At 62.4% G+C, this 13,381-nt stretch carries 15 protein-coding genes; 2 read left to right on the top strand and 13 right to left on the bottom strand.

All coding sequences use genetic code 11. The features are described 5' to 3' along the window. Window positions 1–103: 103 nt before the first annotated feature. Entirely contained in the window at window positions 104–988 is an 885-nt protein-coding gene (gene mutM, locus FYJ74_RS05830) for a bifunctional DNA-formamidopyrimidine glycosylase/DNA-(apurinic or apyrimidinic site) lyase (RefSeq protein WP_326830883.1), read from the top strand. Window positions 989–1,106: 118 nt separating this feature from the next. Here the strand turns inward: mutM and FYJ74_RS05825 are convergent, their stop codons facing one another. The 11 genes from FYJ74_RS05825 to FYJ74_RS05775 all read right to left on the bottom strand — a co-directional run bounded on the left by FYJ74_RS05825 (window position 1,107) and on the right by FYJ74_RS05775 (window position 9,839). Next, complete coding sequence (locus tag FYJ74_RS05825; RefSeq protein WP_154528645.1) at window positions 1,107–1,898, bottom strand: histidinol-phosphatase; 792 nt, start codon at window positions 1,896–1,898, stop codon at window positions 1,107–1,109. Next, window positions 1,895–2,545: a bifunctional phosphoribosyl-AMP cyclohydrolase/phosphoribosyl-ATP diphosphatase HisIE gene (hisIE, locus tag FYJ74_RS05820; protein ID WP_154528644.1), complete on the bottom strand. Its 651-nt coding sequence runs from the start codon at window positions 2,543–2,545 to the stop codon at window positions 1,895–1,897. The genes FYJ74_RS05825 and hisIE overlap by 4 nt, the downstream gene beginning before the upstream one ends. Before the next feature lie 19 nt (window positions 2,546–2,564). Further along, the gene (gene hisF, locus FYJ74_RS05815) at window positions 2,565–3,323 is read right to left on the bottom strand and encodes an imidazole glycerol phosphate synthase subunit HisF (protein ID WP_154528643.1); all 759 of its coding nucleotides are present in this window, start codon (window positions 3,321–3,323) and stop codon (window positions 2,565–2,567) included. Next, window positions 3,320–4,033, bottom strand: coding sequence for a 1-(5-phosphoribosyl)-5-[(5-phosphoribosylamino)methylideneamino]imidazole-4-carboxamide isomerase (gene hisA / locus FYJ74_RS05810; protein ID WP_154528642.1), 714 nt, complete (start codon window positions 4,031–4,033; stop codon window positions 3,320–3,322). The genes hisF and hisA overlap by 4 nt, the downstream gene beginning before the upstream one ends. Beyond that, entirely contained in the window at window positions 4,027–4,650 is a 624-nt protein-coding gene (gene hisH / locus FYJ74_RS05805) for an imidazole glycerol phosphate synthase subunit HisH (protein WP_326830882.1), read from the bottom strand. The genes hisA and hisH overlap by 7 nt, the downstream gene beginning before the upstream one ends. A gap of 1 nt (window position 4,651) precedes the next feature. Then, window positions 4,652–5,239: an imidazoleglycerol-phosphate dehydratase HisB gene (gene hisB, locus FYJ74_RS05800; protein ID WP_154528641.1), complete on the bottom strand. Its 588-nt coding sequence runs from the start codon at window positions 5,237–5,239 to the stop codon at window positions 4,652–4,654. Continuing rightward, entirely contained in the window at window positions 5,240–6,301 is a 1,062-nt protein-coding gene (gene hisC, locus FYJ74_RS05795; protein WP_154528640.1) for a histidinol-phosphate transaminase, read from the bottom strand. It abuts the gene before it with no gap. Next, window positions 6,298–7,578, bottom strand: coding sequence for a histidinol dehydrogenase (hisD, locus tag FYJ74_RS05790; protein WP_154528639.1), 1,281 nt, complete (start codon window positions 7,576–7,578; stop codon window positions 6,298–6,300). The genes hisC and hisD overlap by 4 nt, the downstream gene beginning before the upstream one ends. Continuing rightward, complete coding sequence (hisG, locus tag FYJ74_RS05785; protein WP_154528724.1) at window positions 7,575–8,204, bottom strand: ATP phosphoribosyltransferase; 630 nt, start codon at window positions 8,202–8,204, stop codon at window positions 7,575–7,577. The genes hisD and hisG overlap by 4 nt, the downstream gene beginning before the upstream one ends. Further along, window positions 8,197–9,495 (bottom strand): ATP phosphoribosyltransferase regulatory subunit, encoded by a 1,299-nt coding sequence (locus tag FYJ74_RS05780; RefSeq protein WP_195838817.1) that lies wholly within the window; start codon window positions 9,493–9,495, stop codon window positions 8,197–8,199. Before FYJ74_RS05780 ends, hisG begins: the two co-directional genes overlap by 8 nt. A 101-nt stretch (window positions 9,496–9,596) precedes the next feature. Continuing rightward, window positions 9,597–9,839: a hypothetical protein gene (locus FYJ74_RS05775; protein ID WP_154528637.1), complete on the bottom strand. Its 243-nt coding sequence runs from the start codon at window positions 9,837–9,839 to the stop codon at window positions 9,597–9,599. Window positions 9,840–9,927: 88 nt separating this feature from the next. On the opposite strand from FYJ74_RS05775, the gene FYJ74_RS05770 reads away from it, so the two are divergent. Beyond that, on the top strand, window positions 9,928–10,809 hold the full coding sequence (locus FYJ74_RS05770; RefSeq protein WP_154528636.1) for a hypothetical protein: 882 nt from the start codon (window positions 9,928–9,930) through the stop codon (window positions 10,807–10,809). Window positions 10,810–10,900: 91 nt separating this feature from the next. Here the strand turns inward: FYJ74_RS05770 and FYJ74_RS05765 are convergent, their stop codons facing one another. Together FYJ74_RS05765 and FYJ74_RS05760 are read right to left on the bottom strand one after the other, a co-directional pair. Further along, window positions 10,901–11,659, bottom strand: a complete 759-nt coding sequence (locus tag FYJ74_RS05765; protein WP_154528635.1) for a carboxymuconolactone decarboxylase family protein — start codon at window positions 11,657–11,659, stop codon at window positions 10,901–10,903. Between the two features lie 194 nt (window positions 11,660–11,853). Next, window positions 11,854–13,074, bottom strand: coding sequence for an argininosuccinate synthase (locus FYJ74_RS05760; RefSeq protein ID WP_154528634.1), 1,221 nt, complete (start codon window positions 13,072–13,074; stop codon window positions 11,854–11,856). Window positions 13,075–13,381: the final 307 nt, after the last annotated feature.

Genomic DNA, 13,381 nt, shown 5'->3' with positions numbered 1-13,381 from the left:
GTGTTAAAATCTCAGCGATTTCTCGAACGGGACGGAAAGGGCGCAGGCGCGTTCTCGCGGCGGCCTTGGCAAACCCGGAACGAGAAGGACGGGAGGATTGACCGTGCCTGAACTGCCGGAGGTCGAAACGGTAAAGAACGTGACGGCGCCGCAAATTTGCGGACGCCGCATCGAAAGAGTGGCGCTGAACCGTGGCGACGTGATCGCCCATCCGGCGCCGGACGATTTCGTCAGACTCGCGACGGGGCGCGCGGTGACGGGGATGGGACGGCGCGGCAAATTCCTGCGCTTCTTCCTCGACGACGGCGCCGAGATGGTGTTGCACCTGCGCATGACGGGGCGGCTGCTGGCCGTGCCGCCGGAATTTCCCGCGGAGAAGCACACGCATGTCGTTTTTTCGCTGAGCGGACGTCTGCAGCTGCGCTTTGCCGACGTGCGCCGTTTCGGCCGCTTCTGGCTGCTGCGAAAGGGCGAGAAAGACTGTACCGGCATGAACGATCTCGGCCTGGAGCCCTTCGACGCCGCGCTGACGCCCGTCTGGCTGAAAGAGCGGCTGGGTGCCTCTCGCCGCGCCGTCAAGACCTGCCTGCTCGATCAGAGCGTCGTCGCCGGCATCGGCAACATTTACAGCGACGAAATCCTTTTCGCCGCGCGGATCCGGCCGACGCGCGCCGCGTCCTCGCTGAGCCGTCCCGAATGGGAAGGCCTGGCGCGGGCGGTCCGAGAGGTGATGCGTTTTCACGTGGAGCAGATCGCCGTTTCGGCGGAAGAGTTTCTGCGCGGACGCGGCACGGAATACCGCAACACGCCGTTGCTGAAAGTTTACGGGCGCGACGGCGATCCCTGCCCCGTCTGCGGCGCGACGTTGCAGCGCGCCGTCGTCGGCGGCCGCTCCAGCGTGTTTTGTCCGCGCTGCCAGAAGCGGAGTGGAACAAAAGTGCCCTCGCTTCGGCAGGAAGCGGCGGAAAAAATAAAGGACGTTCGATGAACGATATTGTTCCACGTGGAACAGTATCCCACGAAAAACGCCGGCGGTCGTCTGACCGCCGGCGTTTGCGTACGGAGCGCCCAGGAGCCGTTTCCGGCCGATGCCGACTTTTTCCCGTTCACCGCCGAAGACGGAAGCGCTCCGGTTTCAGTCCCACGGATTCGCAGAGCCGTTCGCACTCGTCGAACTTGCAGCACAGCGTGGCGGCGCGGTGACTGTCGCTGGACAGAACGATGCGGCCGCCTTTGGCGGCGATGCGTTTCAGCAGCGGCGGCGACGGATAAGGCGTCGTACGCCAGCCGCGGGAGATGGCGCCGCTGTTGACCTCGAAAGGACGCCCCGTTTCCAGCAGAGCGTCCAGCGCAGCGTAGGCGGCCTTTATATAGCGCGGATGATTTTCGTCGAAAAATCTTCCGCCCTCGTTGAACTTGCCGATCAGGTCGAAATGGCCGATCAGATCGGCGTGAGTGCGGCTGACCACGTCGGCTTCCTGCCGATAGTACAGTTCGGCCATCGCGTAAAAGTCGCCGCCGAAATATTTTTGGGCGGCCTTCTGAAAAATTTCGGGATTCTCGTCAACGGGCACATAATCGCCGCCGATCTTCAAATAGTGCACCGAGCCGATGACATAGTCGTAGTCGCCGGCGGGCAGATCGGCGAAATAATCCTGCTCGATGCCGCAGCAGATGACCAGCCGCTGCCGGTACTTTTCGCGCAGCGCCGCGATCTCGCTCTTGTAGGCGGCGGTCCCCGCCGCAGACATGCAGTACGATTCGTCGCAGGGCGTGTGCGCGTGGCCGGAGAATCCCAGCCGCGTCATGCCCATGGCGATGGCGGCCTGAACGACGGCCTCGGCGCGGTCTTCGCCGTCGCAGAACGTCGTATGGACGTGAAAGTCCTCGCGGATCATGAGGTCATTTTCTCCTGCTTTACCTTGCGATCGATGACATGCCGCGAGGCAAGCTCATGCATGACGTCGTCGAGCGAAATCCCGGCCTGGATCATCAGCACCAGCACATGGTAGGCGAGGTCGGCGATCTCGTAGACGGTCTCTTTCGTGTCCTCCGCTTTGGCGGCGATGATCACCTCGGTGGATTCCTCGCCGACTTTCTTGAGGATCTTGTCGAGCCCCTTCTCGAACAGGTACGTGGTGTAGGAATTTTCCTTCTTCTCGGTTTTGCGGGAGGCAATGAGCCGCATCAGCTCTTCCAGCGAGAATTCGCCGCGGCTCTCGCTCCGCCAGAGGGGATTGGCGAAACACGACGTCGTACCGAGATGGCACGCCGGCCCGTCGGGATCGACCATGACGAGCAGCGCGTCCTTGTCGCAGTCGGCCGCGATGGAGACGATGTGCTGGTAGTTGCCGCTGCTTTCGCCCTTGAGCCACAGACACTGGCGCGAACGGCTCCAGAAACAGGTCAGTTCCTTGGCCATGCTGATCGTCAGGCTCTCGCGGTTCATGTAGGCCAGCGTGAGCACGCGCTTTGTGGCCGCATCGACCACGATGGCGGGGATCAGTCCCTTTTCGTCGAATTTCAGTTCGTCGATGGAAATCATGCAATCGTCCTTTTCTCGGTCAAAGCCTGACGGGAATACGGTTTCGGGCCATTTCCGCCTTGAGGTCGGCGATCTTCACTTCGCCGAAATGAAAGATTGAGGCCGCCAGCCCGGCGTCGACCTTGGGCAGCGTTTTGAACAGCGTGATGAAGTCGCCGATGCTGCCGGCGCCGCCGGAAGCGATCACGGGCACCGATGCGGCTTCGCAGACGGCGGCGAGCATTTCCAGATCGAATCCCTTTTTCACGCCGTCGGTGTCGATGGAGTTGACCACCACTTCGCCGGCGCCGTCGCCGACGCAGCGCTTGATCCATGCGATGGCGTCCATGCCGGTATCGTCGCGCCCGCCGCGGGCGAACACGTGAAAAGCGCCGTCCACGCGTTTGACGTCGACGGAGAGCACGACGCACTGGTCGCCGTACAGTGCCGCCGCTTCGCGGATCAGTTGCGGGCGCGCGATGGCGCCGCTGTTGACGCTGACTTTGTCGGCGCCGCAGGAGAGCACGCGTTCGAAGTCGGCCACGTCACTGATGCCGCCGCCGACGGTGAGCGGGATGAAAACGCGGCGCGCCGTCTCGCGCAGGATTTCCGTGAAAAGCCTGCGCCCCTCCGACGACGCGGTGATGTCGTAAAACACCAGCTCGTCGGCGCCGCAGGAACTGTAGAATTGCGCCAGATCGGGCGGCGACGACACGTCGTGAAGGCCCGCAAAGTTGACGCCCTTGACGACGCGCCCGTCCTTGACGTCGAGACAAGGGATGATCCGTTTGGTAATCATTTGGCCACCTCGATCGCTGCCGCGATGGAAATCGCTTTCGTGTAACAGGCCTTGCCGATGATCGCGCCGTACAGCCCCAGCGCGGCCAGCCGCTTGACGTCGTCCAGCGACGAGACGCCGCCGGAGGCGATGATCCGCATTTTCAGTTCGGTCGAAAGAGTTTTGTACAGCGCCACGTTCGTCCCCTGCATCATGCCGTCGCGGAAGATGTCGGTGCAGATCAGCGTGGAAACGCCGTCGGACTGCATGCGCCTGCAGAACTCGAACGCTTTCAGCGGCGATTTTTCCGTCCAGCCTTTGACGGCTGCGAAGCCGTCTTTGATGTCCACGCCCACGGCGATGCGCTCGCCGTATCGTGCGACGGCCCGGGCCGCGAAATGCGCCTGGGTCGCCGCGGCCGTGCCGAGGATGACGCGGTCGACGCCGGCGTCCAGATACGCGGCGATCGCGTCCATGCTGCGGATGCCGCCGCCCACCTGACAGAAGAGGCCGGAAGCGTTTTTGACGGCGACGATCGTCTCGAGGTTGGGCGTGCCGCCGCTTCGGGCGCCTTCGAGGTCGACCAGATGGATCTGTCTCGCCCCCTGGGCGGCGAAGTCGGCAGCGACGGCTTCGGGGCGGTCGCTGTAGACGGTCATCCGCGCGTAATCGCCGCGCTGCAGCCGCACCGCTTTGCCGGCGTAAAGGTCGATGGCCGGATAGATCAGCATGAGGAGCCCCCCAGCTCGCAGAAAGCGCGCAGGATGCCGAGGCCGACGGAGCCGCTCTTTTCGGGGTGGAACTGGCAGCCGAACACGTTGTCCCGCGCGACCGCCGCCGTCAGCCAGGCGCCGTATTCGGTCTCGGCCGTGACGTAATCGTCGCAGCCTCGCGCGGCGAACGAGTGCACGAAGTAGACGCAGTCGCCTTCCGTGACGTACTTGAACAGCGGCGTCGGTTTTCTGAACCTCAGCGCGTTCCAGCCGATGTGGGGGATCTTCAGTCCCGGCGGGACCGCTTCGGCGATGGCGCGTACTTCGCCGGGAATCAGGCCGAGCCCGGCGTGTTTGCCGTACTCGAAACCTGTGTCGAACAGCAGCTGCATGCCCAGGCAGATGCCCAGAAGCGGCTTGCCGGCCGCGGCCTCGTCCCGCAGAGGGCGGTCGAGCCCCGAGGCGCGCAATTTGCCGGCCGCGTCGCCGAAGGCTCCGACGCCGGGCAGGATGATCTTCTCCGCGCGGCGCAGTTCAGCCGCGTCGGAGGTGACGGTCACCGCCGCGCCGAGAGCCGCGAAGGAGCTGCGCAGCGAAAAGAGGTTGCCCACGCCGTAATCGACGATGGCGATCACTTCAGAGCACCTCCTTGGTGGACGGGATCTCGTCGGCGCAATCGGCTTCGATGGCGACGGCCTGACGCAGGCTGCGGGCCGCCGCCTTGAACGCGCCCTCGATGATGTGGTGCGAGTTGCCGCCGGCCAGCCGGCGCAGATGCAGGGAACAGCCGGCGCAGCGCGCGAAAGCCTGCCAGAATTCCTGTACCAGTTCGGTGTCGAAGGTGCCGACCTTTTGCGCACGGATCGGCAGGTTGTAACCGAGGCACGCACGCCCGGAAAAATCCACGGCGGCGAGGATCAGAGCTTCGTCCATGGGCAGGATACAGAACCCGTAGCGCGAGATGCCGCGCTTTTCGCCAAGCGCCTGCGCGAAGGCCCGGCCGAGACAGATGCCGATGTCTTCGACGCTGTGATGGTCGTCCACGCTCGTGTCGCCGCGGCAGGTCAGCTTCAGATCGAAACGGCCGTGCCGCGCCAGCAGCGTCAGCATGTGGTCCAGAAAACCCACGCCGCTGTCGATCTCGCTTTGCCCCGTGCCGTCGAGTTCCAGCCTCAGGACGATGTCGGTCTCGGCGGTCTGGCGGATGATTTCGGCATGACGCATTCAGCATTCCTCCAAAATGTTTTCCAGCGCGTCCAGCAGACGGTTCATCTGCTCGCGGCTGCCGATGGTGATGCGGTTGTGCCGGGCCAGCAGCGGCGTGTCGAAATGGCGCACGAGGATGCCGCGGGCGCGCAATTCCTCGTAGAGCTTGCGACCGTCGATTTTGGGGTGGCGGGGAAACACGAAATTGGCCTTCGAGTCGCCGAGTTCAAAACCCATTTCGCGCAGCGCGGCGGTGACGATTTCGCGTGTCTCCATGACGGCGCGGCAGTTGGCGCGCGTGTATTCCTCGTCTTCCAGCGCGCCGATGCCGGCGGCCATGGTCATGCCGTTGACGTTGTAGGGGTTGGTGGCGTATTTGATCGCGTTCAGGTCGGCGATCAGCGCCTTGCACGCGGCGCCGAAGCCGAGGCGGGCTCCGGCCATGGAGCGCGACTTGGAAAACGTCATGGTCACGAGCAGATTGTCGTACTTGTGGACCAGCGGCAGCGCGCTTTCGCCGCCGAAGTCGACGTAGGCCTCGTCGACGACGACGACGCTGTCGGGATTGCCCTTGACGAGGCGCTCGACGTCGGCGAGCGGCAGGGCCAGCCCCGTGGGAGCGTTGGGATTGGCGATGAAGATGGTTTTGTTCAGGCCGACGTAATCGTTCACGTTCACGGAAAAGTCTTCGCGCAGCGGGATCTCCTCGTACGGCACGCCGTTCAGCGCCGCGAAGACCTTGTAAAAACCGTAGGTGACGTTGGGGAAGGCGGCGGGATGGTCAGCGTCGCAGAAGGCCATGAAGGCAAAGTTGAGGATCTCGTCGGAACCGTTGGTGCACAGGATCTCTTCGGGCGCGAGATGGTAGACCTCGGCCAGTTTCGCGTTCAGGGCGCGGCACTCGGGGTCGGAGTAGAGGTTCAGCCGGCGCGCGGCCTCCGCGGCGGCGCGGAGGGCTTGCGAAGAGGGCGGAAAAGGCGATTCGTTCGTGTTCAGCTTGATGAACTCCTGGCTGCGCGGCTGTTCGCCCGGCACATAGGGAACCAGCCCGGCGTATTTGCTGCTGAAAAAGCGGCTCATTGTTTTTCCTCCGTTCGGCTCAGGACGCTGCGGGCGTGCCCCGTCAGCCCCTCCTGGCGCGCGAAGCCGGCAACGTCCGGCGCCGCTTTGCGCAGAGCGTCGCGCGTGTAATAGATGTACTGCGATTTCTTCACGAAGTCGTCCACCGACAGCGGGCTTGAAAAACGCGCCGTGCCGCCGGTGGGCAGGGTGTGGTTGGGGCCGGCGAAATAATCGCCCAGCGCCTCGGGACAGTGGCGGCCGAGAAACACCGAACCGGCGTGACGGATGCCGTCAAGATAGTCGAACGGAGCGTCGACGCACAGCTCCAGGTGTTCCGGCGCGATCGCGTTGGCGATCTCGACGGCTTTCGCCAGCGTGTCGGCGACGATGATCTTGCCGTTGTTCTCGATGGCGGCGCGGGCGATCTCGCTCCGCTCCAGTTTGGGGAGCTGGCGCTCGATCTCGGCCTGGACGGCCTGGGCCAGCGCCATGGAATCCGTGATCAGCACGGCGCTGGCCATTGTGTCGTGCTCGGCCTGCGAGAGCAGATCGGCGGCGCACCAGCGCGGATTGGTCCGGCCGTCGGCGATGACGAGGATCTCGCTGGGGCCGGCGATCATGTCGATGGAGACGGCGCCGAAGACCTGTTTCTTCGCCTCGGCGACAAACGCGTTGCCGGGACCGACGATCTTGTCCACGCGCGGCACGCTTTCCGTTCCGTAAGCCAAAGCGGCGATGGCCTGAGCGCCGCCGCTCTTGAAGATCCGGTCGGCTCCGGCGACGCGAGCGGCGGCGAGGATGGCGGGATCGATCGAACCGTCCCGGCGCGGCGGCGTCGTCATGATGATCTCGCGCACGCCGGCGATCTTGGCGGGAATGAGGTCCATCAAAACCGTCGAAGGGTAGGCGGCCGTGCCTCCGGGCACGTAAATGCCGGCGCGGTCCATGGGGATGATCTTCTGGCCGATGACGACGCCTGGCTCGTCGTTGATGATGAAGCCGTTCCTGACTTGGCGCGAATGAAAGGCGCGGATGTTCCCCGCCGCCTTCTCGAGGATGCCGATGAACTCCGGCGTGACCTGCGCCATGGCGGCCTCGATCTCCGCCGGTGTCACTGTCAGCGTTTCGAGTCTGGCGCCGTCGAATTTCTCGGCGTATTTTTTCAGCGCCGCGTCGCCGTTTTTCCGCACGTCGGCGATGATTTCCGCCACGACGCTCCCGACGTCCGCCGTCGGGATGGCGCGCGCGAGGATATCCTCGTCGGCGACCTCGCCGCATTTCAATATTCTGATCATTGTTCTGCCTCCGTCATGGCGGTCATGGCCCGCATGATCTCCAAGATCTGTCCGTTTTTGAATTTGAAGCTCGCCTTGTTGGCGATGAGCCGCGCGCTGATGGAGACGACCGTGTCGAGCACGCGCAGATTGTTTTCCTTCAGCGTCGTGCCCGTTTCGACGATGTCGACGATCACGTCGGAAAGGCCGAGGATCGGCGCCAGCTCCACCGAGCCGTTGATGCGGATGATGTCGATGTCGCGTCCTTTGGCGGCGTAATAGTTCTGGGCGATGTGCACGAACTTGCTGGCGACGCGCAGCGTGCGGTCGGGATTGTCGCGGAAGTCTGCCCGCGCGGCGACGGCCATGCGGCAGGCGCCGGTATGGAGGTCGAGCAGCTCGTAAACGTCGGGTTCGTTTTCGAGCAGGATGTCTTTGCCTGCTGCGCCGAGGTCGGCGGCGCCCCGCTCCACGTAAATGGCGACGTCGGAGGGCTTGACCCAGAAGTAGCGCACGCCCTTGCGCGGGTTTTCGAAAATCAGACGGCGCCCCGGTTCGAGCACGCCGCCGCATTCCAGCCCGGCCCGCGCGAACATGGAGTAGACCCGCTCGCCCAGACGCCCTTTGGGCAGCGCCACGTTAAGCATGTTCAATGAACTTCGCCTCGTTTCCGTCGAGTCTCATCAGCTGCCTGAACTTGATGCCTTCGGGCACTTCCTTTTGGGCCATGACGCTGTGTCCGCCGGCCATAAGCTTTGCCGCGGCGGCGCGCAGCGCGCGGGGATCGTCGCGGCGGTCGTAGAGAAGGACCGTGTCCACGTCGTAGGTTCGTTCGGCGTGGTCGAGCCGTTCGAGCAGATCCAGATAAATGGCGAAACCGATGGCGCCCGACTGGTGCTTCATCTTGCGCATGAGTCGATCGTACTGGCCGCCGGAAAGGACGCCCGTCGGCACGCCTTCGACGAAGCCGCGGAAAACGATGCCGTTGTAATAATTGAGGTCGTTGGCGACGGAAAAGTCCACGCGCAGCATGTCCTCGAGATCCGTTCCTTTGAACTGGACGACGATGCGTTCCAGCTTGTCCATCTGCTCGGCAAGACGCGCGCTGCCGGAACGGCTCAGCAGGGCGCGAAGCTTCGGCATGGCCGCGGCCGGACGGTCGCAGAGCGACACCAGCTGGCGGAGGGCGGCGGACTTGTTCTCCTCGACGCCGGACTGAGCGCAGATCAGACTCAGCTCGTGTACGTTTTTTTCGTTGATGCACTTGAGAACGGCGCGGCGGACGCTTTCGGAAAAGGAGAAGTCGTCGATGATGGCGGCGATGATGCCGAGATGGGCGACATCGAGCACGCAGCGCGGCGAGATGCAGCGCAGACTTTCGGCGGCGAGCGTCAGCACTTCGCCGATGCAGTACGCGTCGATGGCGCCCACGCACTCCAGGCCGACCTGCATGATCTCCTTGAACGTGCGGGTCTTCTGCGAGATACGGTAGACGTTCTCGTTGTAGAAGAGCTTCTGGACGACGCCGGGCTCGTCTTTGATGTGGCGGATGATGGAAAGCGTCACGTCGGGCTTGAGGGCCATCAGGCGCCCGTTCGTGTCCGTAAAGGTGATGACGCTGTCGCTGACGAGGAAATCCTTGTTGCGCACGTACAGATCGTATTCCTCGAACTTGCTCATTTTGTAGCAGGAGTAGCCGTATCTCGAGTAAAGCGAGCGCAGCGCGAAAATGGCGCGCTCGTCGTACTTGAGGGAGTTCGAGTCGATGTTCATTCTTTCACCGCTCTTCCCGCCCGAGCCGCGGAGGCGCTGCGCCATGTTCTGGATCTCCGTGATCGTGCAGAGGTCCTCGAAAAACGCGGCGCACTCCGCGGGCGTTTTCAGGCCGAGAGTCGCCCGATAGAGTCGGTCGATGAGTTCTGAGCCGGGGTGAGTCATGGGAAAACGTTCCGCCTTTCCGAGAAAATTTACGAATGGCATGTTATCACTTTATCATGGTAGAGTCAAGAAGCTGCGGCGGATTTTTTTGATACTGATCTTCAATGAGAAAACATCATTGAAAATGCCGTGCCGGCGCGCGGCCGTGCCGCAAAAAGCACGCGGCACGCGGTTTCGTGCCGTTGTTTCGGCGCTCTGAAAAAAAGGGCGAAGAATCTGTGCCCTTCATAACGAAAGCGGGGATGAATAATGAAACTGCCGGCCAGCGACCCATCGGAAAGATTTTCGGGAAAATTTTTTTGCGGTGCCTGGCCGGAGCGGTTACCTGGCGGTAACCAGACCACTTTATTGTGCCTTCTTGCAGGAAAACAACGGGGTTTCTATACTCGGACCGTCAGCAATTGATCATCAAATCCATTGGAGGCATGAAAAATGAAAAAATCCGTCCGTTCCGCTTTTTCCGCTTTCGCCCTGTTCGTTTGCGCAGCGTCCGCCGCTTCGGCCGCCGTCACGGCGCCGAAGGTGAAGGAAGTGCCGCTTGCCGCCGGCGTCATGACCGTGTTCGATTACGGCGACGTCAAGCTGCACGCCTACGCCACGGGCGACGCTCTGGCCGACGAGGCTTATATCGTGGAAGGAGCGGACGCGCTCGTGGGCATCGAGCTGCCCCCGTTCACCGCGAACCTCGAGGCGTGGAAGAGCTACATCGGCGGTTTGAACAAACCGATGAAAGATCTGTTCGTCAGCGCTCACCCGGCCGGCGCCAGCTACGCCGAAGGCATGACGATTTACGGCACTGAGGCGGCGAAAAACGCCATTGCCGGCGGTTCGACGGCGGCCATCACCGAGGGGCTGCACAAGGCGTTCGGCGATGAGTTTCGCGGCAGCGACACCGTTTCGATCGCGAAAGTCCTTGCCGCCGGGCCGGTGACACTGGGCGGCGTCGAGTTCATCCTCGTCGCACAGGGCGATGCCTACGACATTGTCATTCCCGCCATCAACGCCGTTTCCACGCATATGCTGGGCAAACACACGCACTCCATCATCGGCGGCGCGGCCCACATGGACGCCATGCTGAAGACGCTGCGCGGCTACCGCGAGGCGCAGTACGCCATGATCCTGCCCGCCCACAGCGCGCCCGAAGGTCAGGACGCCGTCAGCGAGAAGATCCGCTACGTGGAAAAACTCAAAGAGCTGGCCGCGTCGAGCGGCAGCGGCGAAGAATTCAAAAAGGGCGCGATCGCGGCTTTTCCGCAGTACGACGGCCTCAACTACCTTGACATGACCGCCGCCGCGCTGTTCCCCGCCGAATAAGTTTTGCACAACCCCGATCCGGAGCCGAGAAATCGGCCCCGGATTTTTTTGCAAAAAAACGCAGCCTGCCCGAAGACAGACTGCGAAAAAATTATCGTGAGCGATACAGTTCCGACTCGACCGGTTCGAGCCATTCGTTGGATGTCTTTTCGCCGGGGACCTCCACGGAAACGTGGGAGAACCAGCTGTCCCGCGCCGCGCCGTGCCAGTGCCTGACGTTTGGGGGGATGACGACGACTTGGCCGGGCGTCAGTTCGGCGGGGTCTTTGCCTTCCTCCTGGTACCAGCCGCGCCCGGCGACGCAGAGCAGGATCTGGCCGCCGCCCCGGGCCGCGCGGTGCACGTGCCAGTTGTTGCGGCAGCCCGGCTCGAAGGTGACGTTGGCCATGAACGGCACGGTCCCTCTGGGCGTGAGCGGATTGAGCCACGAGGTGCCGACGAAGTACTGCGCGTAAGCTGTGTTTTCCTGTCCCTGACCGAAGATGTTGGCGCGGTCGAACGCCGCCTTGTCGCTTCCGTCGTTCGGCTCGCCGCCGGCGTAAACTTCCTTCATCTGAGCGAAAGCGCCCCAGGCGTTGGGCCAGCCGGCGTAAAAGGCCAGGTGCGTGAGCAGCTCGGCCATTTCGACGGCGGTGACGCCGTTGTTGCGGGCGTTGGCGAGGTGGTATTTGAGCGAATTGTCGAAAATTCCCTTCGTAATCAGAGCCGTGACCGTGACGATGGAGCGGTCGCGCAGCGAGAGCCGGTCGCTCCGCGACCACACTTGTCCAAAGAGCACGTCGTCGTTGAGCTCGGCGAATTTGGGTGCGATCGCGCCAAGGACGTCGCGCCCGGCGGTTTGTTTTTTCATTGGAGCCTCCTGTGCTGACTGAATTCGAGCCTTGCCGCCCCGTGAGTCGATCATACGCTTCAACTCGAAGAAGTCGAATGCTTTTGTTCAATCGTTCGCTATGCCCGCGGCACATGACGCCGAAAAATTTTTCTGCCCGATCCGCGTTTCCTCCGATCGTGCCCCCGCGCCCGAGGACAATGGCGCCGGAGCGCTTACAGACGGCCCAGCTCGCGCAGCGCCTGCACCTTCACGGGCAGTCCCCAGAGGTTGATGAAGCCGGCCGCCTGCGCCTGATCGTAATCGCTTTCGCCGAAGGTGACCAGTTTTTCGGAATACAGCGAATACGGCGAGGTCGTTCCGGCCGGGATGATGTTGCCCTTGTACAGCTTGAGTTTGACCGTGCCGGTCACGTATTTGTTCGCTTCGTCGGCGAACGCCGTCAGCGCCTCCTGCAGCGGCGTGTACCACTTGCCGTTGTAAATGAGGTCGGCGAAATCGACGGCCAGCTTCTGCTTGACGTGCAGCGTGTCCTTGTCCACCGTGATCATTTCCAGCTGCTCGTGCGCAAAGTAAAGAATGCTCCCCCCCGGCGTCTCGTAAATGCCGCGGTCCTTCATGCCGACCAGGCGGTTCTCGACGATGTCGGTAATGCCGATGCCGTTCTTGCCTCCGGCCTCGTTCAGCTTCCTGATGATGTCCGAGGCCTTCATCTTTTTGCCGTTGAAAGCCGTCGGCGCGCCGGCCTCGAAGTCGACGCTGACGTACTCCGGCGCGTCCGGGGCCCGCATCGGCGAGACGCTCATCTCGAGAAAACCCGGTTTGTCGTATTGCGGCTCGTTGGCGGGATCTTCGAGATCGAGCCCCTCGTGGCTCAGATGCCACAGGTTCTTGTCCTTCGAGTAGTTCGTCTCGCGCGAGATTCGCAGCGGCACGTGATGCGCCTCGGCGTAGTCGATCTCCTCGTCGCGGGATTTTATGTTCCATTCGCGCCACGGCGCGATGATCGGCATGTCCGGCGCGAAGCGTTTGATGGCGAGCTCGAAGCGGACCTGGTCGTTGCCTTTGCCCGTCGCGCCGTGGCAGATCGCGTCGGCGCCCTCCGCCAGCGCGATTTCGGCGAGCTTCTTGCCGATCACGGGGCGCGCGAAGGCGGTGCCGAGCAGGTACTTTTCGTATTTTGCCCCCATCTTCAGCGCCGGGATGATGATCCCGTCCACCATTTCGTCGACGAGGTCGGCCACGATCAACTTGGCGGCGCCGGTTTTGATGGCCTTTTCCTCCAACCCTTCCAGTTCGTCGCCCTGCCCGACGTCGCCCGAAACGGCGATGATCTCGGGATTATTGTAGTTCTCCTTCAGCCAGGGAATGATGATCGAAGTGTCGAGGCCGCCCGAGTACGCCAGTACGATTTTTTTGATGTTTTCCTTCTTCATGGATTGTTCCTCCGTATCCGTGTGTTTTTGGGGCGGCGCGCAAACATGCCGTCCTGGACAGAAAACAGTCGCCGATTTCTCCCCGTTCATTCGGATCGCCCCGGGGCGATGGTCTCCCGCATCGCGGCAGACGCGTCATTCCGTTCTGCCTCCTTTCTTTGCCGAACATGGGGCGCTGCGTGCATCCCGCACGTTTCAAAGCATGAGTTGATATTGTTGTGTGTTACTATACCATAATTTATTTTTTGGTCAATATCGAATTTCATTTATTATAAAATAAATGAACTTGCATTTATTATCAGCCGGC

It is taken from the genome of Pyramidobacter porci (assembly GCF_009695745.1).
Taxonomy (GTDB): domain Bacteria; phylum Synergistota; class Synergistia; order Synergistales; family Dethiosulfovibrionaceae; genus Pyramidobacter; species Pyramidobacter porci.
Note: the sequence above shows the minus strand (reverse complement) of the source record. Positions and strands in the feature narration are given on the sequence as shown.

What these genes read in the sequence shown, in the direction of transcription:
- hisF (WP_154528643.1), bottom strand. Translation starts at nt 3,323, where the DNA reads ATGATTACCAAACGGATCATCCCTTGTCTCGACGTCAAGGACGGGCGC.
- hisG (WP_154528724.1), bottom strand. Translation starts at nt 8,204, where the DNA reads ATGCTTAACGTGGCGCTGCCCAAAGGGCGTCTGGGCGAGCGGGTCTAC.
- FYJ74_RS05760 (WP_154528634.1), bottom strand. Translation starts at nt 13,074, where the DNA reads ATGAAGAAGGAAAACATCAAAAAAATCGTACTGGCGTACTCGGGCGGC.
- FYJ74_RS05825 (WP_154528645.1), bottom strand. Translation starts at nt 1,898, where the DNA reads ATGATCCGCGAGGACTTTCACGTCCATACGACGTTCTGCGACGGCGAA.
- hisC (WP_154528640.1), bottom strand. Translation starts at nt 6,301, where the DNA reads ATGAGCCGCTTTTTCAGCAGCAAATACGCCGGGCTGGTTCCCTATGTG.
- FYJ74_RS05770 (WP_154528636.1), top strand. Translation starts at nt 9,928, where the DNA reads ATGAAAAAATCCGTCCGTTCCGCTTTTTCCGCTTTCGCCCTGTTCGTT.
- FYJ74_RS05780 (WP_195838817.1), bottom strand. Translation starts at nt 9,495, where the DNA reads ATGACTCACCCCGGCTCAGAACTCATCGACCGACTCTATCGGGCGACT.
- hisA (WP_154528642.1), bottom strand. Translation starts at nt 4,033, where the DNA reads ATGCTGATCTATCCGGCCATCGACCTTTACGCCGGCAAAGCGGTGCGG.
- hisB (WP_154528641.1), bottom strand. Translation starts at nt 5,239, where the DNA reads ATGCGTCATGCCGAAATCATCCGCCAGACCGCCGAGACCGACATCGTC.
- hisIE (WP_154528644.1), bottom strand. Translation starts at nt 2,545, where the DNA reads ATGATTTCCATCGACGAACTGAAATTCGACGAAAAGGGACTGATCCCC.
- FYJ74_RS05765 (WP_154528635.1), bottom strand. Translation starts at nt 11,659, where the DNA reads ATGAAAAAACAAACCGCCGGGCGCGACGTCCTTGGCGCGATCGCACCC.
- hisD (WP_154528639.1), bottom strand. Translation starts at nt 7,578, where the DNA reads ATGATCAGAATATTGAAATGCGGCGAGGTCGCCGACGAGGATATCCTC.